The organism is Pseudomonas lini, assembly GCF_964063345.1.
Lineage (GTDB): Bacteria > Pseudomonadota > Gammaproteobacteria > Pseudomonadales > Pseudomonadaceae > Aquipseudomonas > Aquipseudomonas lini_B.
Genome location: NZ_OZ061318.1, coordinates 6,135,216 through 6,160,771, shown reverse-complemented (window position 1 = coordinate 6,160,771; position 25,556 = coordinate 6,135,216). Strand labels below are relative to the sequence as shown.

The following is a 25,556-nucleotide window of genomic DNA, read 5'->3' as shown; positions in this document are numbered from 1 at the left end:
ATCAGGCGTGGGCTTTGTCGCATTTGGCGGGCAGGAGCCACGCCAGCAATGCAGCCAGTGCCACCGATATCGCCAGGCTGTAGACGCCGATACTCTGGTCATACCGGGAAATCAGGACCCCGACGAAATAAGGTCCGCAAAAACCGCCCAGGTTACCCAGGGCATTGATCACACCCCGCGCGCCGCCGGCCACTTCAGCACTGAACAATTTCGCTGGGATGGTCCAGAACACCCCGGCTGCCGACTGTAGAAACACGCCACAACCGACCAGCGCTGCGAAGGACCACCACATGTGTTCTCGCAGGGTGACGGAGAGAAAAAGGCACAGCGCGAAGCATGACAGCGGCACAACGATGAACACTTTGCGCTTGCCGCAGCGGTCAGACAGGTTGGAGAACAGCAGCATGCCGAACATGGCGCCCAGATAAGGCAGGATGGCCAACATGCCAACCATGCCCATACCCGTGTGGGTCAACTCTTTCAGAATGGTCGGCAACCACAAGGTGTACCCGTAGATTCCCGCCTGATAGAAGAAATTCAGCGCGATCAGATGCCACATGGTTCTGTCGCCCAGCACTGCCTTTAACGAGACGCTCCCGACCTGTTTACCCTGGATAGCACGCTGCTCTTCGCGCAACGTCGTGATGAGATAGTCCTGCTCTTCTTTGGAGATCCATTTCGCCTCTTGCGGACGGTCGCTGACCGTCAGCATCCACAACACCATCACCACGGCCGACAGCAGCCCTTCGATGATGAACAGCATGCGCCAGTCCAACGTGGAGATGATCCAGCCCGACAACGGTGCGGTGATGATCCCGGCCAACGGAACGAACATGATCACGATGGCATTGGCACGCCCGCGTTCCTTGTCCGGGAACCAATTGCTGATCATTGTCAGCACCACCGGTAGCATGCCGCCTTCGGCCACCCCCAGGGAAAAGCGCAGAAACAGCAACTGGTAGTGATTGGTGACCAGACCGGTCAATATCGAGATGACGGCCCAGGCCAACAATGACCAGCCAATAAACTTCTTGCCGCTGCCGTGCACGGCCAGCTTTCCACCGGGCACCTGCAGAAACAGATAACCGATAAAGAAAATGCCACCGGCCAAGCCCATCATGCTGGCAGTAATACCTAGCTCCGTCCCCATGCCGCCGGGCATTGCAAAGGCAATATTGATCCTGTCCATGTAGGAAATGATGCAAGTGATCAGTATTGGCGGGATCACCCTCAGCCAACGTCTATTGGCGATAACCGGGCTGTCTGTGGCGGCAAGCGTGCTGGTATTCATCATCGGGTACCTCTTATTGTTTTAACGAAGCACTGGAACGGTACGCGTACTTTTCGGCTTAACGCCGGCCGCTGCCCATCCGACAAGCAATTTCGAAAGCCTGGCGGATGGCGCCGACATTGGCCTTGCCTTGCCCTGCGATATCGAAGGCAGTGCCGTGCGCCGGTGTGGTGATGGGAATCGGTAGCCCACCCTGCACCGTCACACCGCGGGAGAACCCCATCAACTTGATCGCGATCTGACCTTGGTCGTGGTACATGGTCACCACCGCATCGAAGGCTTTGGCATCGCCCTGAACCTTGAGAAAAATGGTGTCGGCCGGATAAGGGCCATCGGCGTCGATGCCTTGCTCCCGTGCGGTCTTCACTGCTGGGCCGATGATGTCGAGTTCTTCGCGGCCGAAACTGCCGTTATCACCGTTGTGCGGGTTGAGGCCACAGACGCCGATCCGCGGCTTGGCAAGGCCGTTGCGCTTGAGGGCTGTGTCGATCAGCTCGATGGCTTCCACGACCCTGGCCTGACTGAGCAACCCCGGCACTTCGGCGAGCGCCACATGAGACGTCACGCGCGATGTCCAGAGGTTGTCGAGCACGTTGAATTCGCAGAACGGTCCGTGGAAATCCAGGTACTCGGCGAACCAGTGCAGCTCGTCGCTATGGGTCATGCCCGCCATGTGCAACGAAGTCTTGTTCAACGGGCCAAACAACAGGGCGTCAGTGGTCCCCTGCTGAGTCAGGCGCAGACCTGTTTCCAGAGTGTCCAGACAGTACTCACCACCAATGGCACTGGCCTCGGAGCGCGGGAACTCGCCCTGCGCCGCGCCGCGGTATTGATAGAACAGCGGGGTGTCATCACTGAAGTCGAGATTCTCCAGTGAGTCGATGGTGCGATAGGGAAAGGTGCAGTCAGCGATGTCCATGCCAATGCACATCTGCGCCTCGTCGGCGATCAACAGCAGATGAGCTTGGGAACGAACCTGTGGCTCGGCGAGCAATCGGGCGATCAACTCCGGACCGATGCCCGCCGGGTCACCCAGGACCATAGCGATCTTCGGTTTGTACGATTGCGGGTCTTCTGACAGCTCGCGCTGATCAGTACTTGAATGGGCCATTACGCACACCTCAGCCTTTGTTTTTATAGTTAAGGTGAAGCAGGACCAACTCCTTTCCCGCTTCCCGGTAGGACGAACTATCGAAGAGCGAGCGATAACCGTCTAATCAAAGCTTCTGATAGGGTGATTACCTCAGGCTATAGAGGGGATAACGAATCGCTTTTTACCGCAACCACTGGCAGAGCCGGGCATTCCTTGTCAGGCTTGTCACAGACCCATTGCCGAGCCGAATCCATGACCCGAATTCCCGATGCCAGCATCATTCACAGTCGTCTGCGCCTGCGCCAATTGCGGCTGATGCTGGCGTTGCAAGAGCTCGGTTCACTGCGCCGTGCCGCCGAACATATCGGCATGACCCAACCGGCGGCGACCAAAATGCTCCATGAAGCCGAAGGATTGCTCGGTGTCGAACTGTTCGAACGCCTGTCTCGCGGCATGCGCCCCACGCCCTTCGGCGACACGGTTATTTACTATGCGCGCATGGTGTTCGCTGAGCTTAGTGGCATGCGCGAAGAGTTGGTCGCGCTGGAGTCCGGCAACCTTGGCCGGGTCACCGTCGGGGCCATTCCGGCGCTGGCCTCGGGTTTGTTGACGCGGACCATCGCTACGTTGAAGAAAAGTCACCCACGACTGTCCATGAGCATTCAGGTCGACACCAGTGACGTACTGGTGCAGGCCTTGCTGCAGGATCAACTGGATTTGGTGCTAGGCAGGATTCCGCCCGGTGCGCGGGCGGAGGAGTTGCTGTTCGACAGCCTTGGTGAAGAGGCGTTATGTGTCATCGCCGGCGCGCAGAACCCTTTGGCCCAAGCCACGCAATTGACTTGGGGCGAGTTGCAGAACATGACCTGGGTTTTGCAACAACAACCCAGCCCGATGCGCACCATCATCAACCAGGTCTTCCATAACGCACGGGTCGATGTTCCCAGCAGCATCGTCGAAACCACCTCGATCATGACCCTGCTGTCGCTGATTCAACAGACCGACATGCTCGGCGTCACACCGCTTTCGGTGGTCAACGAATACCCGGGGCGTCACTTGCTGGCCATACTGCCAATCAACTTCGAACCGCGCCTGCCGCCCTTCGGTCTGATCACTCGGCGCCATCGGATCATGTCATCGGCCATGCAGGCCTTCATCAACACCGTGAAGGCTGAACATCAGTTGCAAATAACTGCCCATATGCCAACAACCTGATGACCCCTGCCCCGTTCCGCCCGGTACAAACACCAGCAGAATGGGGCAGCGCGTCAAGACAGTGCGATCAGAACGTCACACTGGCGCTGAGCCGTGCCGTGCGCGGTTCACCGACATTGACTGCCAGTTGGGTGCCGGTAGAGGACGGGTAGTATTGCTTGTCGAACAGGTTATCGACGTTGAATTGCAGTGAAGTCTTGTAGCCGAACATCGGTGTTTCCCAACGCACGAAGGCATCGGCCACGGTGTAGCTGCTCAGCCAGAAATCGTTGGCATTGTTGGCGGCGCGCTCGCCGACGTAACGTGCGCCAGCGCCGGTATGCCAGGCCCCGAACTCCGCAGGAACATTCAGGTGATGGGTGAGGTACAGGCTCGCGGTGTGCTTCGGCGCATCGGCGAGGCGATGACCCTCGTCATCCGGGTCGTCGAGGATTTCCGTGTGGGTGTAGGCGTAGGTGCCGATCAGGTCCCAGCGCTCGGCCACGCGCCCGGTGATGTCCAGTTCCAGGCCCTGTGAACCGACCTTGCCCGCCGCCTCCGAGAGGTTTACCCCTCCGATCGACTGGGTGGTCACGACGTTTTCCTTGACGATGTCGAACAGCGCAAGGTTGATGTTCAGCCCCGGCAGCGGGTCGTACTTCGCGCCAACTTCGTAGCTGCGGCCCTCCTCCGGATCGAATGTATGGCCGGCATCGTCGACTTGGGTATTGGGCTTGAACGAACGGCTGTAGTTGCCATACAGCGACAAGGTATCGGTGGCTTTGTAGACCAGGCCCAGAAACGGCACGAAGGCATCGCCGTTATCGTCGCGGTTGACGGTATAGCGGCTGCCGCGGCCCTGATCGCTGTACTGATCGTAATGCTGCTGGCGACCGCCGAGGACCAGGATCCAGCGGTCATCGAGGTGCCAGTTATCCTTGAAGTACACGGAGCTGGAAGTCAGCTGATTGCTCAAATCACTTTGCGTGGCACTGATGAGGCTGGGCTCGGCCAGACGCCCATATACCGGCGCGGTGATGTCGAAGCCTGAGCGCGGGGTATTACGGTAGGTTTTGCCACGGAATTGGTCGGACGCTTCGGTATCCGCGCCGACCAGCAGGTCATGGCGCTGGCCGAACAACTCTTGCTGGCCGATGAAGTCCCAACTGGCGTAACGGGTCTCATCGTCGTAGTGAGCGCCGTTGGCAGCACGTCGCAGATTGTTGCCGGTCAACGAACTCGGCTGGGCAATCGAGAGGCTGTAGCGATCGTTGTTCCAGCCGTAGGTGACACGGGTTTTCCAGTCGTCATTCAGCTGATACTCAAAACGCGCGGTGGCCACTTCACGGATACCGACGCTTTTGGCCCATTTTTCGTCGAGACGCTTGTCGTAGTCGATGTCTGCCGGGTGACCGTTGGTGAACACGGTGCCACGGTCGAAGGGGCTGGAATAATCGTTGTATTCGTAGCTCAGGGTCAGGCTGGCGCGATCACCGGTCCAGCTTAGCGATGGCGCGACCAAGGTGCTTTCGTTCACGCCGTAGTTGCGCCAGTAGTCTTCATGGCCGCGTTCGGCAATCAGGCGATAGGCCAGGCCCGTATCTCCCATCGGCCCGGTGGTGTCGACGGCCATGGTGCCGCCGCCTTCGCTATAGGCCGAGCCGCTCAGGGTCGTGCTCTGCGTGTATTCAGGCTTCTTGCTGATCACGTTGATCAATCCGCCGGGCTCCAGCGCTCCGTATAGCATCGAAGCAGGCCCTTTGAGCACTTCCACACGATCCGTGGTGGCGCTGAAGTTGTGCCCCATATTGGAACGCACGCCGTCGCGCAGGATCGAGCCGTCATCGTTGGTGCCGAAGCCGCGCTTGACCAAGGAATCCCGGGAGTTGCCCAAGGTATTGCCTTGGCTGACGCCGCTGACAAACTTCATGGCGTCGTCCAGCGAGCGCACCTGATAGTCAGCCAGGGTTTGTTGGGTTACCACATTGACCGACTGCGCCTCTTCCTTGATCGGCACATTGCTTTTGCTCGCCGTGCTGGCTTGAGAGGTGGTGTAGCTCGTGTCTTGGCTGACGCGGCTTGCCTGAATATCAGTGGTCGGCAGTTCAAGGGGTTGTGCCCATAAAGGGCTGGCAAACATGACACAGGAAAGTGTTGGCAACGCGTGTTTCATGAAGACCTTGCGGCGGGCAAAGGGGTGTTGATGGCTCAAGACGTCGCACTCGATGAATTATTGGTAACGATTCTCATTGTATTGTGCGATGTATTATCAGTAAATACCCCCTGATGATCATCAGCACGCTCTGATCCACCGCATAAAGAGGGTTTGTACGCTGTCTGCCGGGGACGTGGACGTGGACGTGGACGGTGTCTACTTCAGCCACGTCTCTGCGCGCGTCAAAAAAAATAACTTTTTAAAACAATTAGTTGAAGCTTCTTAATAGACTATTGGACAGAAGGCTATATTTTTGACTAGTGACATTTGACAGGCTGCCTTGAGTGGTCGATACCTAACAGGGTCGACGTATAACTAAAGACAAGAGTCCTTAGAGATATACGCCGCCCCCAGCATCTAAGTTCATGAGCAAAAGTACTTGTTTTTCAAAGGGCCAAAGGTTCGGCCCCTGCGGTAGCTTTGGCCATCGCAAAAATCATCCTTCAGCGATAATCAGTTATAGCGTTAAGTAATGCTTACACTTTACATCAAGAATTTTTATTGAGCGCAGCACAAGCCAAGAGGCTTCTTCGCACGCCAGATTATTGACTCGAATTTCTCACTGAGTGTTATTTGTACTTTTCATGCTTCATTATTGATACACGTGTTCCAACAACTTAACACTTTCGCGATTCCACGATCTCAATAGAGCCCGCTGGAGGCGCAATGGCATCCCTGATGCGAGGCATGTCTATAAGACAATACTACGGAGCTTGCCAGTATGCTGACGAGTACCCAAGGTTCTAACTGGTATCTTTTGCAGTGTAAGCCTCGTCAGGACGAACGGGCTCAAATCAACCTGTTGCGACAGAACTACGTCATATTTTGCCCGCAAATCATTAGCGAGCGCCTGATTCATGGCAAACCCCATCGATCCCTGGAGTCTCTCTTCCCAGGGTATCTTTTCATTCAGTTAAGTCGTGACGACAAGTGGGCACCTTTGCGTTCTACCCGCGGCGTCAGCCGCATTGTCGATTTCAATCACGGCCCGGCCATGGTCCCTGACGACGTCATCGAGCATCTGCGTACCCGGTGTTTCAAGCCATCACACATTCAGGCCCCCCAACCATTCAAACCCGGGGAAACACTGCAAATAACCCGAGGACCACTGTCGACACTGGAAGGTATTTTTCTGACCATGTTGGGTGACGAGCGAGTCATGATCCTGCTTCATTTCTTGAATAGAGAACAGCAAGTTCGCGTTCCATTGACTGATATTAAACGACGCCAATCTCACTTATAAGCCTGACCATTATTCTTCTGTAGCAGCGCACTTTAAAACAAACCGACTCATTTCAACCCCTTGAACTCGTGATTACGCCACAGTCTGTTAGCACCAGAACACCCTCTTGATTTTCTGCTCTTTTATTAGCAACTCTTTAAACTTTAAAACCCCACTTCCACGAAACAATTATTGATAGCGCTCCGCATTACCTCGAGCAAATTCACCCCCTGTTTTTTTCCGGTCTATAGTCATTTAGTTCATCCCAGGAGCAATGATATGACTCTCAAGACCCGCGGCCCTTTCGCACTGTTCATGATCTATTTCTGTCCCGGAACGGCCTGGAGTCTCGATCCCCAGTCCATTGATATCTATGGATTCGACTTCACGCCCACCCTGCTGTTTTCAGAAAGTTATGATGACAACTTCCGGGAACTGGAGCGAGGCCGTCAGTCTTCCATGGTGACAAAACTGGCGCCTTCCTTCGAACTGAAGGCTGAAGACCGCAATAGCGCCACCCGACTTATCTGGCAGCCTACCCGGTACATTTATCATGATGAGCCGGATGCTTCGAATACCGCACAACGCGTGCGACTCAACAGCATCATGGAGTTCACTGATCGCCATCGCCTGAAACTTGACGCGGAAGCACGTAAATACGAGCGCACGACGTCGACCGCGGTTGATGGCATCAATGACAAGATTCGCAGTAACCGCGTCAATGGCCTCTATACCTACGGCGCCAGGAGCGCTGACAATCAGATCGACCTGGGCGCAAGTTACGCTCAACTTCGCTACGACAATTCCGACGGCATCAACGACGACAAAGAGCGCAATACCACCGGTCTGACCACCACTTGGTACCACCGCATCGGCAGCAATACGCGTGGATTGCTGGAGTACGACCATACCGTCTTTGATTACCTGCAATCGGACAGTCGTCTCGATAGCACCTCCGATGCGGTCCTCGCCGGTGCCGAATGGGACTTCACCGCCCGCACCTCCGGCAAAGTCCGTGTTGGTTATGAGCGCAAGAACTTCGATGACAGCAGCGTCGATGACCTCAGCAATCCGACCTGGCAAGTAGACCTGCGATGGAAACCACGCACCTACTCGACCTTTTCATTTGTTGCCCGCCAGGCGATGGCCGAGGGCGACGATGGTGCTGATGCCGTCAAGACCACCTCGGCGCTGGTCGGCTGGCGTCATGGCTGGACCGAACGCATCACGACGGTGGCGGAAGTCGGGCTGGCTCGCTACGAATACGAAGGACAGGAGCGCACTGATGACCTTCGTGACTACAACCTGGCCGTGGAATACGCAATGCGCCGCTGGCTGGATATCGAGTTGGGCTATCGCTACCGCAACGATGACTCCGATGTCGACAATCAGAGTTTTGAACGCAACATCTTCTTGCTCAGCTTCAACGTAAGTCTCTAAGAGGTTTTCCCATGAACTCGCGAATGCTTGGCTTGTTGTTCGTGCCTTGGCTGTTGCCCGTGACGTTTGCAGCAGACCCCGGCGCACAGTACAAACTGGCAGCCGGCGATGTGTTGCGCATCACGGTATTCGGTGAACGGGACCTGAGCTTCGAGAAAATCCGCCTCAACGATGCCGGAATGTTTTCCTACCCGTTTCTGGGCGATATTGCCGCCAAGGGGTATACGCCCAATCAGGTGGAAAAGATCATCGTCGATGGGCTCAAGCAAGGTTACCTGGTCGACCCCAAGGTCAGCGTCAACCTGATCGTCTACCGCTCGTTCTACATCAATGGAGAGGTGAAGAAACCCGGCAGCTATCCGTTCGAGCCCGGGCTGACACTGGAGAAAGCCATCGCCCTGGGCGGTGGCCTGACCGAACGAGCCTCGATCAAGCGGGTGACTATCGTGCGCGGCGATGGCTCCCCTCCCCTGACCGACACGGTCACGCGCAGCACCGCCATCGCCCCCGGTGACACCATCTCCATTGCACAAGGCTTTTTCTAATCATGGACAACAGCCCAAGCCTATATGTCGAACGTCCGCCCCAGCCGCATGTGCCGCAGCATCAGCAGTACAGCGAGGAAAAGGACACCATTGACCTGCTCAAATACTGGAGGGTGATCTGGCGCGCCCATTGGAAAATTGGCTGGTTGATACTGCTCGGCTGTGCGCTGGCGATGGCCACGCTGTCGTTCATTCCCCCGCAGTACATCGGCAGCACCACGCTGCTGATCAAAGAAAAAACGCCACCGCTGCTGTCCTTCCAGCAAGTAACGGATTCGAGTTCCGGTACCGTCGATTACTTGCAGACGCAACTGGCGCTCTTGCAATCGCGGGACCTGGCTGAACGCGCAGTCAAAAAGCTCAGCCTTACCACTCATCCGGTCACTGATCCACGTCAGCAACCGAAGTCATGGTTTGCGCCACGGCAATGGTTGGCCGCGCTTGAACTGGACCAGTGGCTGCCAGTACTTGGCCGTTTTACACCTGTGCAGGTGATGCCCTCTGAAGCCGATATTTTCAATCAGGTCACGCAGGACCTCATGCGACGTACCAGCGTCAAATTCGTCGGCAAGAGCCAGCTGATCAAAATAGCAGTGGAACTGCCCGACCCTGGTTTGGCGGCCGCAACTGCCAATGCCATTGCCCAAGGCTTCATTGATAGCCAATTCGACAATAACCTGAGGTCCTCACAGACCAATACCAGCTGGATGAATTCACGCCTGATCGAGTTGCGCAATAACCTGCGCAGTGCCGAAGACAAACTTCAGGCCTATCGGGAAGCACAAGGCCTGGTCGATGTGGGCGGTGTCGCCACCATCAGCGCCAATGAACTGGAAATGACCGGCAACCGCATGATCGATGCCCGCCGTAATCTGGCAGAAGCCGAGAGCCGGTTCCGCCAGGTACAGACCTTGAGCAATGGCAACCTGAGCAAACTCTCCAGTGTGCCGGCCGTCTTGAGTAATCCTTTGGTGCAGAAGTTCCAGGCACAACAGGCCAAGGCTCAAGCCAAGGTCGAAGAACTGTCCGGGCGCTACGGTCCAAAACATCCGACCCTTGCCGCCGCTCGCGCCGAGTTGCGGATGGCCACCGACAGCTTGGCTCTGCAGGTTCGACAGGTGGTGGCCAGCATCGAACAGGATTACCAGCTAGCCCGAGCCAGTGAAAACTCACTGCGTCAATCATTCAACAGCAACAAAGCACAGATACAGAACATTGCGCGCAAGGAGTTCCAGCTGCGTGAGTTCCAGCGTGAAGTCGACAGCAGCCGCGCGCTGTACGAGACCTTCATCACCCGTTTAAAGGAAACCGCGGCCACTTCGGATATGGATTCCACTAAAGCGCGCATCGTCGACCCGGCGATTGTTCCTCTGGAACCGAGCAGGCCTCGCAAAACACTGATTGTGCTGATTGTTGCCGTCGTGGCGGCACTGATCGGTGTTGCGCTGGCATTACTGTCCGAAACCCTGAACAAAACCTTCAAGACCGACGAAGGAATCGAAAGCACGCTGGATGTACCCTTGCTCAGCGTGGTGCCGCTGGTCACCAATAGAAGCCGCCGGCAACTCTCGCGACTGTTCGACGACAACGACCATCCGCGTTTTTGCGAGACCATTCGCAACCTGCGCACCTGGTTGATGTTGCACGGCGGCGACACGCCGTCACAGGTAGTTCTCGTTGCCTCGACCATGGCTGAAGAGGGTAAAAGTACCGTCGCCAACAACCTGGCCTACTCGCTCACAATGCTCGAGCGTGTGCTGTTGATCGACGCCGACATGCGCAAACCCAGCCTTTCGCTCAACTTCGATTTCCCGGCAGATGCCCCGGGGTTGGCCAATGTCCTGGCGGGCACTGCGCGGCTCGAGGACTGTATCCGGACTGTCGGCAATCTCGACATGCTGCCGGCCGGGAAACTGTCGCCGCCACCGCTGGATCTGCTCAGTTCGTCGCGCCTGGCCCCCATGCTCAAGGTGCTGAAATCGCGATACCAACGCATCATCATCGACTCGCCGCCTGCGCAAATGGTCAGCGATGCACTGTTGCTGGCCAAGCATTCGGACGCGGTGATCTATGTGATCAAGGCCGACAGCACGCCTGTCAGTCAGGTACAGAAGTGCCTTGCTCTACTGCAACAGAGCCATGCGCCGGTGTTCGGTGTGGTGCTCAACCAGGTTGACCTGCGCAAGGCGCGCAAGCAGGGCTACAGCCATTCCGATACGTTCCAGAACTACGATTACCTGTCCAGGTAGAACCTTGTACTTGTCTCTCCAGTAGCCTCCTTCCAGACATCCACCAGAAGCTGCATCACAGTCGAGCTATACCAGCGTGCGGGAACGAGGGCGTGCAGTATTCGGCGCCGAAGTCCAACCCATGCCCGGAGGTTGAGCCGATGACATCGTTATACACCGCTCAAATGACGCGCCGCCGGGGGCTGACCTTCTGGGGCCAATGGCTATGCGCGCTCAGTCTGGTCAATCTGCTGCTGGTGATGCTCGTGTACGGGCGAGTCGGCAGCCTGACCAGCGAATACCGCGTTCTGATAATTCTCACCGTTCTCGGTTCGGTGCCGATCTACAGCGTCATGCAGGTTTACCACAAGCGTCTTGAGTGGTTGTCCGGGCTCGCTCGGCTGTTGGCAGCCTGGATGATTTTGCTGGCCGTACTGATCAGCATTGCCTTCCTCACCCAGACCAGCGTGATTTTCTCGCGTCAGGTGATCATCGTCTGGGCCGTATTGGGTTACCTGGTCCAGGCGGCGAGCTTTTTGCCCCTGCATTACCTGGCCCGACTGCATTCGCACAAGCTGTGCAACGAACGCCGCGCAGTGATCATCGGGACATGCCCAACCGCACATACGCTGGCGAGAAAACTGTCCAGGCGCAATCGCGTACCGCTGGTGGGCTTTATCGCAACCGCCGAACATACCGGCCCGGCACCGAGCATTCTGCCGCTGCTGGGACGCATCGACGAGGTTCGCGAAATCATCACCCGCCTGAATATACGTCGCGTCTATATCGTTTTGCCGATGGCACAAGCCGCCATCATTGAAGCGCTGTACATCGATCTTCTGGACATGAATGTCGACGTGGTCTGGATCCCCGATTTCGGCAGCATGGTGCTGCTCAATCAGTCGATTTCGGAAATAGAGCGAATGCCGGCCATCTACCTCAATGAAAGCCTCATCAGTTCGCACCCCGGCAGCCTGCTCTGCAAAGAGCTGTTCGAACGTAGCCTGGCCGCCGTGGGCATTATTGTGCTCAGCCCCTTGCTGCTGATCGTGGCGATAGCCATCAAGCTTTCCTCGCCCGGCCCGGTGCTGTTCAAACAAAATCGCTACGGCTGTAACGCTGAGGTGATCAAGGTCTGGAAGTTCCGGTCGATGCGTGTGCACGACGACAACGAAGTCCGTCAGGCCACCCGCGAGGATGACCGCATCACCCCGCTTGGGCGTTTTTTGCGCCGTAGTTCCATCGACGAGCTACCGCAACTGTTCAACGTGCTCTGCGGCGAAATGGCCCTGGTCGGCCCGCGACCGCATGCGGTCACGCACAACATTTATTACACCGGCAAGGTTCGCGCCTACATGGCCCGTCATCGCCTCAAGCCGGGAATCACCGGGTTGGCCCAGATCACCGGGCATCGAGGTGAAACCCAGACGCTGGAAAAAATGCAGCAGCGCGTCGCCCAGGACCTCAACTACATCAACCAATGGTCGCTGTGGCTCGACATCAAGATTCTGGTCAAGACCCCTTTCACGTTGTTTTCAAAAGACACTTACTGAGGAGTCAGGCAATGATCGACCTGGAATTAATCGGGCATTACGCACCGAATCTGCTGGACGCCAACAAGGCATTTTCCTTCATCAATTTCGCGTCCATCGGCAGTCTGTTCGACCGGGACCCGACTTCCATCGCCTATTTTTGCGACGGCATGCTGATGTCTACCTTCATGTCGCGCATCACCGGCCGCACGATCGGCCGGGTCAGCTTCGACTTCACGTCCATCGCCGACGCTGTGTTCAGTTGCGCCGAGAAACAAGGCAAGCGCGTCTATTTTGTCGGTGCCCGGCAAGCGGAACTGGACCTGTTCATCGATAAGATCAAGGCTCGCTACCCGGCGCTGATTATTGCCGGTCATCACAATGGCTATTTCGATGCCCCGCAGGCTGCGAGCATTCAAGCAGACATCTGCCGCAGCGAAGCGAACATCCTGATCGTAGGCCTGGGCGCCGGGCTGCAGGAGCAGTTCGAGCAGGATGCCCTGCGTGCCGGCTTCACCGGCGTGGCATTCACCTGTGGCGGTTTTATTCGCCAAGAGGCCACGGCCACTCATCATTATTACCCTGAACTGGTCAACCGTTTGCATCTGCGCGCGTTCTATCGGATGTACCGCGAACCGCACACGATCAAGCGCTACCTGATCGATTACCCGACCAATTTTGTTCATCTATTGGTGATGATTGTTCGGCGAAAAGTAACCATCAACATCACTTATCCCTGAACCCGCGACACCGCTCACCCCGCACTGATCTTCGCGCAAAGAGCACGAGCAACGACCATGCATATCCTGTTCATTCTCAAGGACTTCAAGCCCGATGGTGGCCTCGAGCGTGTCCAGCAACGTCTGGCCAGACAGTTTCTCAAGGATGGCCAGCGTGTCAGTTACTTCGTCATGAACGGCGACACGCCGGACGATGAAGGAGCTGCCACGCTCAATGGCGGCGGTAATGGAATCGTCGGCCTGTTCAAGTCCATCGTATTGCTGCGGCGGATTATTCGTCGTGAACGGGTGACCCACCTCATCGCAGCCAAGGAACGAGCCAACCTCTGCACCTGGTTTGCCACCTTGGGTAGCCCATGCAAGGTCATCTACAGCCGTCACGCGGCACTGGATTGCAGCGAACAAAAAATCAGTCCCGCCACCCTGCGTCTGCTCTATGCGTTGTACCTCTGTGGCCACGGCCGGGTAGTGACGGTTTCCCACGGCCTGCGCCAATCCCTCGCCGAGCTGGTGCCCTGGGGTCGTGAGCGCATCCGTTATTGCCCCAACGCGGTGGTCACCGAACAACTGCTCAGCGCCGCACAGACGCCCATACTCAACGGTTTACCGGCCGAGTTCTGGTTAGCGGTGGGCCGATTGGTGGAGCCGAAAGGTTTCCACCTGCTGCTCGACGCCTACGCCATGGCCTTGCGCAGCGCCGCGCTGCCGGATCTGGTGATCATCGGCGATGGCCCGCAACTCGCCGCGCTGACTGCACAAGCCAGCCGCCTGGGCATCGAGGACCGTGTGCATTTCACCGGTTTCCTGAGCAATCCCTACCCATTGATCAGGCAGGCACGACTGCTGATCCTGAGTTCGTTCCATGAGGGTTTGCCGACGGTGCTGGTCGAGGCTTTGGCGCTGGGCACCCCCGTACTGGCCTGCGATTGCGAAACCGGCCCCAGGGAACTGCTTGATAACGGCCGCCTCGGCGCGCTGGTCAAGGTCAATGATGTAGCGGCGCTGGCCGAAGGGATGCTACGCAGTATGACCGCGCAAGACCCTGCTGCGCCAAGCGGCCAGATTGCCGCTGACGCCGTCCGTCAATACACCAGTCAATCCGCCGCGCAGGCGTACTACCAGGTATGGAATCAATGAAAAGGCTGCTGATTATTCTGCAGGACCTGGGCGGTGGTGGCGCCGAAAAAATGATGGTGCGCCTCGCCAGTGCGCTGACTGACGCCGGCAATGACGTGACCTTGTTGATGCTTAGCGGCGCAGGTGTTAACTCGGCGCACATCGACCCTCGGGTCAAACAGGTGGAATTGCGCCGCCCGCGCAGCTCCAGGGCAGTGCCGGCGCTGGCACGCTTTCTTCGCCACAATCACTTTGACGCACAACTGGCCGCCCTCACCCATGTCAACGTCGTGGCCATCGCCGCAGCCGCGCTGTCAGGCACGCTGGCGCGCCTGCATGTCAGTGAGCGCAATGCGTTTTCCCATGACAGACACGTCAACCCCGCGTTGACGGTGCGCATCGCGTATCTGCTGGCACCGCTGCTGTACCGGCTCATTCCCAATCCGGTGATCTGCGTCTCGCGCGGCGTCGCCCAGGATCTGGTCGATACCACCATCACCCGCCCGCAGGATGTCACCATTGCCGACAACCCGGTGCTCGACAACGATTTTCGCGACAAGGCGCCGGGACGTCCGAGCCATCGCTGGCTGCTGGAAAAGTCCACCCCGGTGATTGTCGCCGTGGGTCGCCTGGCACGGCAAAAAGGCTTTGACGTATTGCTCGATGCCTTCGCCCGATTACCCGATCGCAGTACCCGATTGATCATTTTCGGCGAAGGCGCGCTCAGAACCGAATTGTTCGAACAAGCCATCGCCCTGGACGTGGGCGACCGATTCGATCTGCCGGGCTATACCCGCGATCCAATGGCGCAAGTGGCAGCGGCCGATTGTTTTGTGCTGTCGTCGCGCTTCGAGGGCAGTCCCAACGCGCTGGTCGAAGCCATGTCCACGGGCACTCCGGTGGTATCGACTCATTGCCCCCATGGCCCGCAAGAAATTCTCGACAATGGCGCAATCGCCCCGCTGGTGCCCGTCGACGACCCCGACGCACTGGCCCAAGCGATCACCCGTCAACTGGCTTTACCGCACGATGCAAACCGCCAGGCGCGCATCGATGCCGCGGGCCGTTTTATCAGTGCCCGCGCAGCAAAAACCTATCTCGACGCATTGGCAGGACAGTCGTCATGAACAAACTGGAAGTCAGGTACACCACGTTGCGCGACGCCTTCACGTTGTTCGGCGTGCTGTTTTACATCCAGGTCATCGGATTTTTTTTCGGGTTGGCTGATGCGTCGAGTCTGGATGCCGCCGAAAAAGACCTCGAAGGCAACGTGGTCAACCAGATCTGCGGCCTGATCACCTTGCTGGTTCCGCTGTTCTTCTTCATCCGCAACAAGGTCTTCATCAGCAAAAGCTTTTACAGGAACAACGCCTTCCTGCTGATATTCATGCTCGGCCTGGCGGCATCGATCAGTTGGTCCTACGACCCGATGCTAAGTTTCAAACGTTTTGTGGCATTGATCAGCGTGGTGTTCTTTGCAGGTTTCATCGCCTACAACTACAGCCTCGAGAAAATCGCCTTCATGCTCGGCTGCACCATCGGTGCTGCAGCTTTTTTCGGTTTGATATTCGCGCTGGTAAGGCCGGACATCGCCTTCATTGACGGCGGTATTCGCGACGGTGCGTTCAAGGGGATCTTCCCGGAAAAAAATGCCGGCGCCCGGCTCAACGCCATCGCCATTCTGTTGCTGCTGCCGATGATCCGTCAGCGCAATCCCTGGGCCATCATCTGCTCATTGTTCTCGCTGATCGCGATTGTGCTGGCCCAATCCGCCACGGCACTAGCGCTGATAGTTGCTGGCGCAGTGAGCTATTGGTACTTCCTCACACTGATCCGCTTGCACATCAACCGCTCACTGACAGCCTTCCTCGGTACGACAATCATCTACCTGCTGATTTGCCTGTTTCTATACGGCAATTACACATTGCTGCTGGAGCTGATGGGGCGTGACGCGTCACTCACCGACCGCACGCTGATCTGGGACTTGTTGACACCGCTGATCGACGCCGAATTCCTCAAGGGTTACGGCTTCGGCGCCTTCTGGTCCAGCCCGGGCGCCGAGACATTCATCAACCGCTGGGGTTACATCGGCAATGCCCACAGCGGCTACATGGAGACCTTGCTTAACGGCGGTGTCATTCAACTGACAGCGCTGATCTTCATGCTGATCGAGGCGCTGATCAAACACTACCGGGCCGTGGTGGCGGATCAGTCGGCACGGTTTCACGCCAGTGCAATGGTCATCATCGGATCGTTCATGCTCACCAACTATGTGGCGTACGTCGTTCCCAATTACCGCTGCGCAGAGTTTCTAGTGTTCTGCATTCTGGCCCTCTCATTCCGGCATCACCACGTGACATACCCCCACTTGTCACCGGCAACCCTGCGTCAACGTCCGCCTGGCAAGGCATTACCACGCGACTCGGCCAAGGCGTAACAAGAGGAGAAATAACCGTGCCAGACCAAGCCCTCCCTTCATCCCATTCAGTGTGCGTCATAATCCCGATGTACAACGGCGCCGACAGCATTGAGCAAACACTGGCGTCCGTGGCCGGGCAAACGCGACTGCCCGATCACGTCATCGTCATCGACGATGGTTCCACCGATGAGGGCCCCCAACGGGTCAAGGACTTCGTAGCGCCGTTTCGCCTGACGCTGTTGCACCAGGCCAACGAAGGCCAGGCCAGCGCCCGCAACCACGGAATGCAGCACTCTGAAGAGACTTTTGTGGCGTTTCTCGATGCCGATGACAGATTCTATCCGCGAAAGCTGGAGCAACAAGTGGCACTGTTTGACGAACTGAGTCGTCAGGGACGGCCGGTGGCGCTGGTAGATTGCTACGTGCATAACGATTACAGCGACGGCAGGCGAATACTGGAAGACCGGCAAAAAAACGGCAGGCATTTCGACGATCTCATCCGCGCCAACGTCGTCAATGGCGTGTCCTCCGTGATGGTCAGACGCGACGTGGTCAAGCAACTCGGCGGCTTCAATGCCAGCCTGCGTTACTCCGAAGACCGCTTCATGTGGACCCGGATCGCCGAACACTGGGAGATCCACACGGTGCCAGAGGTGCTGCAGCAGCGCATGGTCAACAGCGACAACATGACCGCGCAACCGACAAGGTACTACCCGTACAAGATCAGATTCATCGAAGCGTACCTCGCCCAATTTGGCCCCCAGCTCAGCAAGCAGCAACGGATCGATTTCGCGCTGGGCAGCCACAGCGACTTTCTCGAACTGTTTTCCCGCAGAGGCGAGCATGCCCAGGTGATCGGTGTGTATCGGCGAATGCTGGAGTATTCCTGGCAAACGCTGATCTTCAGGAACGGCAAACCGACATTGCGCTTCCTCTACGCGTGCGTCCGATCATTGCGCAAGGCAGCTGCGTCAACCACCGCTCATTGAGCCGGTATCCGCCATGGCCAATCACCGACTGGTTAAATTGATCTGGATTTTCACCGAGAAATTCGGCCTGATCCTCCTGTCGATGATTACCTTTGTCGTATATGCCAGGCTGATGTCGCCGGCAGAGCTGGGTGTGGGCACGGTGATCATTGTGATCGTCGAGATGTTCGGCATCCTCTACTCGTCAATGCTCGAAGATCCGCTGGTACGGTTGGAGCGTCTGGAAGAAAAACATATTTGCACGGCCTTCTGGTTCGCGGTGCTGATGAGCCTGGCCTCCATCGTCGTCATATCGATCGCGGCCATGCTGTATACGAAATCCTTGGTGCTGCAATGGATGATGGCGGCCGCCTCGGTGAAAATTCTCTTCACCATGATGGCGCGGGTCTATGTCGTGGAAATGCGCCGTGCCAGCAACTTCAAAATGCTGGCCTCGCGCACGCTATTGGGCAAAGTGGCCGGCGGCGTGGGGGGAATCGCCATTGCGTTCTGGGGATTTGGCGCTTGGGCCGTGATCGCTCAAGCGCTGATCATGGAGTTCGTTTCCATCGTCGTATTGATGCTCGGAAACCGCCGGCGGATTGCCTTCTACATTGACGGGCCCTTCCTGCGCGAATTGTTGAGGGCCGGAGCACCGGTTGCCATCAACGTGATGAGTTGGCAAACCCTGCAGCGCGGCGTCAATGTGGTACTCGGCATCACCGCCGGCGCCCATGCCGTCGGCATGTTCAATATGGCCATGCGTATCATCGATCTGCCTCGCACGGCGATCTATAACGGTCTCTTGAGTTATGCGCTGCCGGTGTTCGCCCGGCGCGCAAGCGATACTGCGCGGTTGATCGAGGTGATCAGCGACTCGACGGCCATCAGCGGGTTCCTGCTCACGCCACTGTTCGTCGGTATCGCGTTAACGGCCGAGGACATCATCCTGTTGATATTTGGCGCCAAATGGGCAGACGCCATTCCCTTGCTGCAAGTACTGGCCTGCACGGCGGCCATCGGCAACACCGCCATGTACGCCATGACAGCCCTGGTGGCGGTCAATCGAACCTACCTGACCGTCAAGGCTGAAGTGGCAACCACGCTGCTGGCGCTGGCGCTGGTTTACAGCCTGGGTCACCTCTACGCAGGCATGGCTGCGGCCCTGGCCTTGCTGGCGCGGATTGTGATCATCACGCCCGTGCAGGTCCGCGGGCTGAAAACGGCAATAGGTTATGGCTGGCGAGCATTCATCGAATCCAATTATCGCAGCATGATCGCCTCGCTCATCATGGCCGCCGCCGTGGTGTTTGTTTCTCCGTATCTGGATTTTCGGGGCTATTGGCATCTGGCCGCCAACATCGGAATCGGCACGCTCATTTATGCGCTGGCCTATAGCGCGTTGCACCCACGATGGCCGCAAGAATTCAAATCGGTGTTCACTGCTCGTTGAATGCTTTGATCGAGGCATCGAGGCATCGAGGCTTGGTGTCGGTGTACATGTCCGTTTCGGCGGTCGTGCTGGCTGGCGGTTGTTGCCCTTTGTGGCGATCCGACTTGCCCGGGAAGGTGGCCTGATGGGGGTCTTTGATCGTGTACATATCCGTTTCTGCGGTAACTGCCGCTCGCGGTTTCGCTTTTACAGCGAGTCCCTTTTCCAAACGCCGAAAAGGAACCAAAAGGCTTTGCCCCTCCATTCGGTGCCTCGCCTAGGCTCGGCATGCCCTCTCTCCGGCATTGCTCCGGGGGCCCGCCGCCATCGGCCATCCATGGCCGGGGGCGGCTACCGCGGCATCCTTGCCGCCGTGCCCCCTGCGCAACGCCTGCGTTCGGCCTTTGGGAAAGGGGCGGCAGATCAAGATCAAAAGCCAAAGCAACGGCAACGGCAACGGCAACGGCAACGGCAACGGCAACGGCAACGGCAAGATCAACAGCTTCGCGAGCAAGCCCGCTTGTACACACAGTTGGACCGGGTACATCCGGGGAAGGTGGGTCGGCTGACAGGTCGCCATCGCAGGCAAGCCAGCTCCCACAGGAGGAGTGGACATATACAAAATCTATGTACGACACAAATCCTGTGGGAGCGGGCTTGCCCGCGATAGCGGTGGGTCAGTCACTGTGATGTTGAATGTGCCGCCGTCAGGCACACAAAAAAATCAGAGCACATCCAGAATCAACGCACATCCGCTCTGCTGTTCACCACTCAACAGGCCGAGCGTTAGCTCGCCTGCAGCTCTTGATCTTGAGGCACCGCCCCCTCGAGAGGCTTCGTTCCGGTTCTGCGCAGTGGGCAACCCGGCATGGATGCCGGGTTAGCCGCGCAGGCTTTTCGAAAGTGACTCGCTGTAAAAGCGAAACCGCCAGCCGCCATGACCGCAAAAACGGATATGCACACCCTCTCCCGCATCCCGCAAGAACCGAAGGAACCGCAGGAACCACACGACCGCACTCCCCATCTTGTCCAGTCTTCTTGTGACCGGAGCGCCCTATCATGGGAAAAACCACGCTGATTACCGGTGGGACCGGATACATCGGTTCCCATACCACATTGGCCCTGATCAACGCAGGCCAGCAGGTACTGGTGCTCGATAATCTATGTAACAGCTGCCGCGAATCGCTCACGCGCCTGGAGCGTTTGACCCAGACACGAGTCGATTTCATTGAAGGCGATATTCGCAATACAAAGCTGCTCGACGATATTTTCAGCCGCTACGACATCGACGCCGTGGTGCATTTTGCCGGCCTCAAATCCGTCGAGGAAAGCGTTCGAAAGCCACTGGATTATTACGCCAACAACGTGGTCGGCACGCTCAATCTCTGCCATGCGATGGCCCGCTACGAAGTCTTCAAACTGGTGTTCAGCTCATCGGCCACCGTGTATGGCGCCCCCCGGCAGATACCGATCATTGAAGACTTGGGCACCGGCAAACCGGTAAGTCCGTACGGTCGCACCAAGCTCCTGACCGAAGAATTGCTCACCGATCTGTGTCTGTCGGATCCGCGCTGGAGCATTGCTGTGTTGCGTTACTTCAACCCGATCGGCGCGCACGAGAGCGGGCTGATCGGGGAAAACCCCAATGGCCGGCCCAATAACCTGCTGCCTTGCCTGACCCAGGTCGCGATGGGGCGAGTGCCCGAACTTACGGTGTTCGGCAGCGACTATCCCACCGTCGACGGAACGTGCGTGCGCGATTATGTCCATGTGGTCGACCTTGCCGATGGCCATATCAAAGCACTGCAAGCGTTGCAGAACAAAAACGGCATCCACGCCTGGAACCTGGGAACCGGTATTGGCTACAGCGTTCTGCAAATCATCCGCTCCTTCGAGGACGTTACCGGCATCAGCATTCCCTTCCAATTCGCGCCGCGCCGCGCCGGCGATATCGCTGAATGCTGGGCCAACCCCACCAAGGCCGGGCATGATTTGGGCTGGTACGCACAGCGTGACCTGGTGCGGATGATCATCGACACTTGGCGATGGCAGCTGTGTAATCCCAATGGCTACCACTCCCGGTCCGATTTACCGGCATCGACTGCGTCAAAGCAACGGGTATGAGCAAAAGGCCCATGTCCAGGTATGTCCTGCTGATTGTCCTGGCAGCGGTTGTTTGCAACGCGCCTGGCGCGTCCCCCAAGCCGCTCGCCAACGGTCTGGTGCTGTGGCTCGACGCTGCCGACGCCTCGAAAATGACCCTCGATGCCCACGGCCGTCTTCTGCGCTGGCACGACAAATCCGACAAAGCCAACGACGCTGCCGTAGACGATGCAGCAAGCGCCTCGCTGCCGCTGCGCGTGGAAAACGCCATGAATGGCCATGCGGTGGTGCGTTTCAGTGGTGTTTCGGCGTTCCTCGGCAAGGCGATTCGGGCTGAAAAAGGCCCCGTTACCGTATTGGTCGTGTCACGCAGACTGAGCGAACAAAGCAGCGCAGAAACCTGGCAACGGCTGTTCAGCTCGCGCCCGCAAATCGCCGACAACGACAACGTGGCACCGAATTTTGCGATCAGCGTGCAACAGACCACCGCCTACGATCCGACCCTGTTCTTTCTGGAACTCAATGACGCACCCATCGGCCCCTACGCGGTGGGGCGCAACGTGGTGGGCAGCACCGAAGACCTGCACGGCGACATCGCCGAAGTATTGGTGTACGACCGCCACCTGGCCTCGCTCGAAGAACGGCAGCGCGTATTTCAGTACCTGGCGAGCAAGTGGTCTGTCTCCATGCCCAAGGCTGCCAACTCCTGGACTCGCGTCGGCCCCCTGGGCACAACACCGAAACAGATCAACACCCAACTGCCGCTGTCCGATCAAGGCAATGTCGGCCAGTGGATTCTGGACTCACGATTCTGCGACGACTTCGATAGCGCGAACCTTAATACCAGTCGCTGGCACGTCAACAATGCCACGGGCACTGAATCACTCGGGCGTAAGCCGGCGCTGTTCACGCCGGACAATGCCTACCTGAGCGATGGCCATCTGAACATCGTTTTCCGCAAGGAAACCTTGCCGCAAAAATACGTACGCCTCGGCTATGAAGGCTATAGTTCGGCGATGGTCCGTACGATCGAGCGCAGTTTTTACGGCTACTACGAAGCTCGCGCCAAACCGATGGACTCGGCAGGTTCCAGCGCCTTCTGGCTAGCGTGGACAGGGCTTGCCGACAATGCCACGGAAATCGACATCTTCGAAATCGGTGGCAAAACCAAAAACGCCTCCTTCGACCGCATGTACAACATGAACGCCCACGTTTGGGCCACGCCGCAAAGCACCGAGCATTTGAGCGATGGCAGCAACTGGATCAGCCCTTGGCGGCTGGCCAGCGACTTCCATGTCTACGGTTTTGACTGGCAGCCCGACACGTTGCGCTGGTACGTCGACGGCGTCCTGGTACGCGAGGCAAAGAACACCCACTGGTTTTTCCCGATGCAGATCGTCTTTGACAGCGAGGCCATGTGGAAGTGGTTCGGCGTTGTCGACGACGCCGACCTGCCCTCCACCTTCAACGTGGACTACCTCAAGGTATGGCGTCGCGGTAAATAGCTGGCATTCGATCGGTTCTTTAAAGGCCCCAAGCCCTGATGCCGGCCAGTTAAGAGATAGAACAAACGATGAATAACCTGTGGCGAGGGAGCTTGCTCCCGCTGGGTCGCGAAGCGGCCCCCCTTATCCTCAAAAAGAGGGGGACTGCTTCGCAGTCCAACGGGAGCAAGCTCCCTCGCCACAGATTCAATATCACTTTGCCCCAAGCCCGAGAACGCCCATAAAGAGGTCGCAGCAATGAACGGTACGATGACTTCCGATCAAGCGATAGCCTGCCTGAATCTGGCGCTTGAACGTAACAAACAACTGTTCAGCGAAGCCTATCATTTGAGCCACGCCGCCCTTGATCTTCTCGATCGCCCCGATATGGACGTCGATATGTTCACGCAGTACCAGAAGAAAAGACGACAGGCCGATCTTAAATACCTGGAAGCCATCGAGCACTTGCGATTAATCATGGCTGAGTACCCTGTGCATCTCTTATCAGCCAAGCACTCAACACATCAGCCGCAGGTTTCGGCTGAGGATTGATGACGAAATTTGACCTCAGGATTGCATTAGAAGGTTTTCAAAAGGCTGTGGCGGGCAAAGTAAGACTTTTCTTTGGCCCCAAAAAAAGGACCTCTTTTCAGAGGTCCTTTTTTCGAGCCTTTGTCTAGCGTGGCAGCGGATTCTTCATGCCCCGGGACAGGAAAGACACGGATCAGGGCGTCAGCGCTTCAAGCTTGCGATCGCCAACCATCGCCCCGTGCAAGCACTCATCCAGAAAACTCACCACTGTCCCCATACAGGCGACCCGCTCCTCGACATGAGGCATATGGCTGGAGTTCTCGAACAGCGCCCAACGAGCATTCGGAATCTGCTCCAGATAGGGTTTGACCACCGTCGGTGTTGCTTCATCGTAGCGACCCGAGATCACCAGCGTCGGCACGTCGATATGCCGCAAGCGGTCGACAATGGTCCAGTCTTTCAGGCTGCCTATCACATGAAACTCCGTCGGCCCGCTCATGGCGTGATAAACGGTTGGATCGGCATCGACCTGGGCAAATGTACGTGCGACTTCGTCTGGCAAGGGAAGGACGCGACACACATGGTTGTCGTAAAAAACCCGCGAAGCGTCCTGATAGGCGACCGCTTTAAAATCCCCTGTCCGCTCGTGTTCCAGCAATGTTTCATGTACGCCGGCGGGCAATAATTGACGTAAACGGTTGGCTTCCTCAACCCAGACGCGCATATCCGCAGGAGAATTGGCGGCAATCAAGGCCCGTAGCCCCGCAGGTTGCCGTACGGCGTGCTCACTGGCGAGCATACCGCCCCAGGATTGCCCCAGCAGCGCGTAGTTGTCGCTGATCTCCAGATGATCCAGCAGGTTGTCGAGTTCATCGAGAAACAGCGCTACGTTCCAGAACGAGGCGTCTTTTTCTGGTAAGTGGGTCGAGCGACCGTTACCCAGTTGATCGTAATGAACCACCGGATAGCCGCTCGCGGCGATGTCCTTGAAAGCGTCGACGTAATCATGCGTGCAGCCCGGACCGCCATGAAGAATCACCAGCGGCGTGTTTTTACCGTTGAATTGACCCGTGACGCGGTACCAGGTCTGATAAGGACCAAAAGGTGCGAAGCCTTCGCGTGTTCCGATAGATTCCATTTCTTCGTGCCGCCCCTGAAAAACCGTACGGCACACAATAGCGGGATCCGACCTTCAAGATAACTAGAGAAATAGATAGGTTTTTGCCCTGTTTCAGTTATCGAGCAGTCGGTAGTGGGTGGCCCGAACCACGGCCTGGACCCGATTCTTGGCCCCGAGTTTATGCATGGCCGAGGTCAGATGGAGGCTGATGGTGGCCAACGAACGATTCAGTTGGCTGGCAATCTCGGCGGCAGTCAGTCCCTCAGCCGCCCATTTAAGGCACTCGCGTTCACGTTTGGTCAGGTGAATGGGAGGCGTGTGAGCCTCTTTGCCAAGCAACGGATAGGCCGCTTCCTGCAAGGCATGGGAAATCAGGCTGAAATCCGCCAGGGTCCGCCGGGCATCGCACAGGACACTGCTGTTGCCGGTACGCAGCCCGGTCAAGGAGGCAAAGCCACCTCTGGGCAGATGAATCGGGACCGACACACCACAGGTCATCTGCGCGTCTTCCAGATAATTCACCACAGGCGCATGGCATTGACTGATGACCGGCTCCAACAGGGTGTCGGTCCCGGGCTTATAAGACCAGACAAAGGGTGAAACACAATTGAGTGCTACCTGCTGAACCGGGTCGATCTGGTAGTAACCCTCTGCACACCAACGCGTATGCCAATCGGCTGGAGTGTTGCGCAGTTTGAGCACCGAGGGCGTGATCAACTTGCCCTCATGGTCCAGCGGCACCGGGCTGTAGTCGTACACCAAGGCATCAAAGCCCAGTTCCTCGGCCAATAGCATGGCGTTGTCCATCTGCTCATCCAGGCTCTTGCCCGATAACAGACGGGGATTGAGGTCCGACAGCTTGGTCTGCATCCATTGCGCTCCC

21 protein-coding genes are annotated in these 25,556 nt (G+C 57.4%); 15 read left to right on the top strand and 6 right to left on the bottom strand.

The genetic code is table 11. From position 1 onward, the window contains the following. Position 1: 1 nt before the first annotated feature. Both AB3226_RS28025 and AB3226_RS28020 read right to left on the bottom strand, forming a co-directional pair. On the bottom strand, positions 2 to 1,294 hold the full coding sequence (locus AB3226_RS28025) for an MFS transporter (protein ID WP_367375422.1): 1,293 nt from the start codon (positions 1,292 to 1,294) through the stop codon (positions 2 to 4). Positions 1,295 to 1,349: 55 nt separating this feature from the next. Then, positions 1,350 to 2,402 (bottom strand): 4-hydroxythreonine-4-phosphate dehydrogenase PdxA, encoded by a 1,053-nt coding sequence (locus AB3226_RS28020; protein WP_367375421.1) that lies wholly within the window; start codon positions 2,400 to 2,402, stop codon positions 1,350 to 1,352. Positions 2,403 to 2,636: 234 nt separating this feature from the next. Here AB3226_RS28020 and AB3226_RS28015 point away from each other — a divergent pair, with 234 nt between their 5' ends. Next, positions 2,637 to 3,599 (top strand): LysR family transcriptional regulator, encoded by a 963-nt coding sequence (locus AB3226_RS28015; protein WP_367375420.1) that lies wholly within the window; start codon positions 2,637 to 2,639, stop codon positions 3,597 to 3,599. A gap of 67 nt (positions 3,600 to 3,666) precedes the next feature. Here AB3226_RS28015 and AB3226_RS28010 read toward each other — a convergent pair whose 3' ends face one another. Next, a complete protein-coding gene (locus tag AB3226_RS28010; RefSeq protein ID WP_367375419.1) occupies positions 3,667 to 5,790 on the bottom strand; it encodes a TonB-dependent siderophore receptor in 2,124 nt (707 codons plus the stop codon). A 724-nt stretch (positions 5,791 to 6,514) separates the two neighbouring features. Here AB3226_RS28010 and rfaH point away from each other — a divergent pair. From rfaH to AB3226_RS27955, 11 genes are all read left to right on the top strand, one after another. Next, positions 6,515 to 7,036, top strand: coding sequence for a transcription/translation regulatory transformer protein RfaH (rfaH, locus tag AB3226_RS28005; RefSeq protein WP_367375418.1), 522 nt, complete (start codon positions 6,515 to 6,517; stop codon positions 7,034 to 7,036). Positions 7,037 to 7,294: 258 nt separating this feature from the next. Beyond that, the gene (locus AB3226_RS28000; protein WP_367375417.1) at positions 7,295 to 8,455 is read left to right on the top strand and encodes an outer membrane beta-barrel protein; all 1,161 of its coding nucleotides are present in this window, start codon (positions 7,295 to 7,297) and stop codon (positions 8,453 to 8,455) included. Between the two features lie 11 nt (positions 8,456 to 8,466). Next, positions 8,467 to 9,000, top strand: a complete 534-nt coding sequence (locus AB3226_RS27995; protein ID WP_367375416.1) for a polysaccharide biosynthesis/export family protein — start codon at positions 8,467 to 8,469, stop codon at positions 8,998 to 9,000. A gap of 2 nt (positions 9,001 to 9,002) precedes the next feature. Further along, positions 9,003 to 11,249 carry a GumC family protein gene (locus tag AB3226_RS27990; RefSeq protein ID WP_367375415.1) on the top strand — a complete coding sequence of 749 codons (2,247 nt, stop codon included), beginning with the start codon at positions 9,003 to 9,005 and terminating at the stop codon, positions 11,247 to 11,249. Between the two features lie 140 nt (positions 11,250 to 11,389). After that, a complete protein-coding gene (locus AB3226_RS27985; protein ID WP_367375414.1) occupies positions 11,390 to 12,781 on the top strand; it encodes an undecaprenyl-phosphate glucose phosphotransferase in 1,392 nt (463 codons plus the stop codon). 11 nt (positions 12,782 to 12,792) lie between these two features. After that, entirely contained in the window at positions 12,793 to 13,500 is a 708-nt protein-coding gene (locus AB3226_RS27980; protein WP_367375413.1) for a WecB/TagA/CpsF family glycosyltransferase, read from the top strand. 57 nt (positions 13,501 to 13,557) lie between these two features. Beyond that, positions 13,558 to 14,637: a glycosyltransferase gene (locus tag AB3226_RS27975; RefSeq protein WP_367375412.1), complete on the top strand. Its 1,080-nt coding sequence runs from the start codon at positions 13,558 to 13,560 to the stop codon at positions 14,635 to 14,637. Beyond that, complete coding sequence (locus AB3226_RS27970; protein ID WP_367375411.1) at positions 14,634 to 15,743, top strand: glycosyltransferase; 1,110 nt, start codon at positions 14,634 to 14,636, stop codon at positions 15,741 to 15,743. Before AB3226_RS27975 ends, AB3226_RS27970 begins: the two co-directional genes overlap by 4 nt. Continuing rightward, positions 15,740 to 17,053 (top strand): O-antigen ligase family protein, encoded by a 1,314-nt coding sequence (locus AB3226_RS27965; protein ID WP_367375410.1) that lies wholly within the window; start codon positions 15,740 to 15,742, stop codon positions 17,051 to 17,053. The genes AB3226_RS27970 and AB3226_RS27965 overlap by 4 nt, the downstream gene beginning before the upstream one ends. A 17-nt stretch (positions 17,054 to 17,070) precedes the next feature. Continuing rightward, positions 17,071 to 18,024: a glycosyltransferase family 2 protein gene (locus tag AB3226_RS27960; RefSeq protein ID WP_367375409.1), complete on the top strand. Its 954-nt coding sequence runs from the start codon at positions 17,071 to 17,073 to the stop codon at positions 18,022 to 18,024. A 13-nt stretch (positions 18,025 to 18,037) separates the two neighbouring features. Continuing rightward, positions 18,038 to 19,456, top strand: coding sequence for an oligosaccharide flippase family protein (locus tag AB3226_RS27955; protein WP_367375408.1), 1,419 nt, complete (start codon positions 18,038 to 18,040; stop codon positions 19,454 to 19,456). Here the strand turns inward: AB3226_RS27955 and AB3226_RS27950 are convergent. Then, positions 19,443 to 19,604 (bottom strand): hypothetical protein, encoded by a 162-nt coding sequence (locus tag AB3226_RS27950; protein WP_367375407.1) that lies wholly within the window; start codon positions 19,602 to 19,604, stop codon positions 19,443 to 19,445. The genes AB3226_RS27955 and AB3226_RS27950 overlap by 14 nt on opposite strands. An 890-nt stretch (positions 19,605 to 20,494) precedes the next feature. Between AB3226_RS27950 and galE the strand changes: the two genes are divergently transcribed. From galE to AB3226_RS27935, 3 genes are all read left to right on the top strand, one after another. Then, positions 20,495 to 21,559 carry a UDP-glucose 4-epimerase GalE gene (gene galE / locus AB3226_RS27945; RefSeq protein ID WP_367375406.1) on the top strand — a complete coding sequence of 355 codons (1,065 nt, stop codon included), beginning with the start codon at positions 20,495 to 20,497 and terminating at the stop codon, positions 21,557 to 21,559. An 11-nt stretch (positions 21,560 to 21,570) separates the two neighbouring features. Then, on the top strand, positions 21,571 to 23,043 hold the full coding sequence (locus tag AB3226_RS27940; protein WP_367375405.1) for a family 16 glycosylhydrolase: 1,473 nt from the start codon (positions 21,571 to 21,573) through the stop codon (positions 23,041 to 23,043). 237 nt (positions 23,044 to 23,280) lie between these two features. After that, on the top strand, positions 23,281 to 23,574 hold the full coding sequence (locus AB3226_RS27935; RefSeq protein ID WP_367375404.1) for a hypothetical protein: 294 nt from the start codon (positions 23,281 to 23,283) through the stop codon (positions 23,572 to 23,574). 172 nt (positions 23,575 to 23,746) lie between these two features. Here the strand turns inward: AB3226_RS27935 and AB3226_RS27930 are convergent, their stop codons facing one another. Together AB3226_RS27930 and AB3226_RS27925 are read right to left on the bottom strand one after the other, a co-directional pair. Then, positions 23,747 to 24,691 (bottom strand): proline iminopeptidase-family hydrolase, encoded by a 945-nt coding sequence (locus AB3226_RS27930; protein ID WP_367375403.1) that lies wholly within the window; start codon positions 24,689 to 24,691, stop codon positions 23,747 to 23,749. A 93-nt stretch (positions 24,692 to 24,784) separates the two neighbouring features. After that, the gene (locus AB3226_RS27925) at positions 24,785 to 25,543 is read right to left on the bottom strand and encodes a LuxR family transcriptional regulator (protein ID WP_367375402.1); all 759 of its coding nucleotides are present in this window, start codon (positions 25,541 to 25,543) and stop codon (positions 24,785 to 24,787) included. Between the last annotated feature and the right edge of the window lie 13 nt (positions 25,544 to 25,556).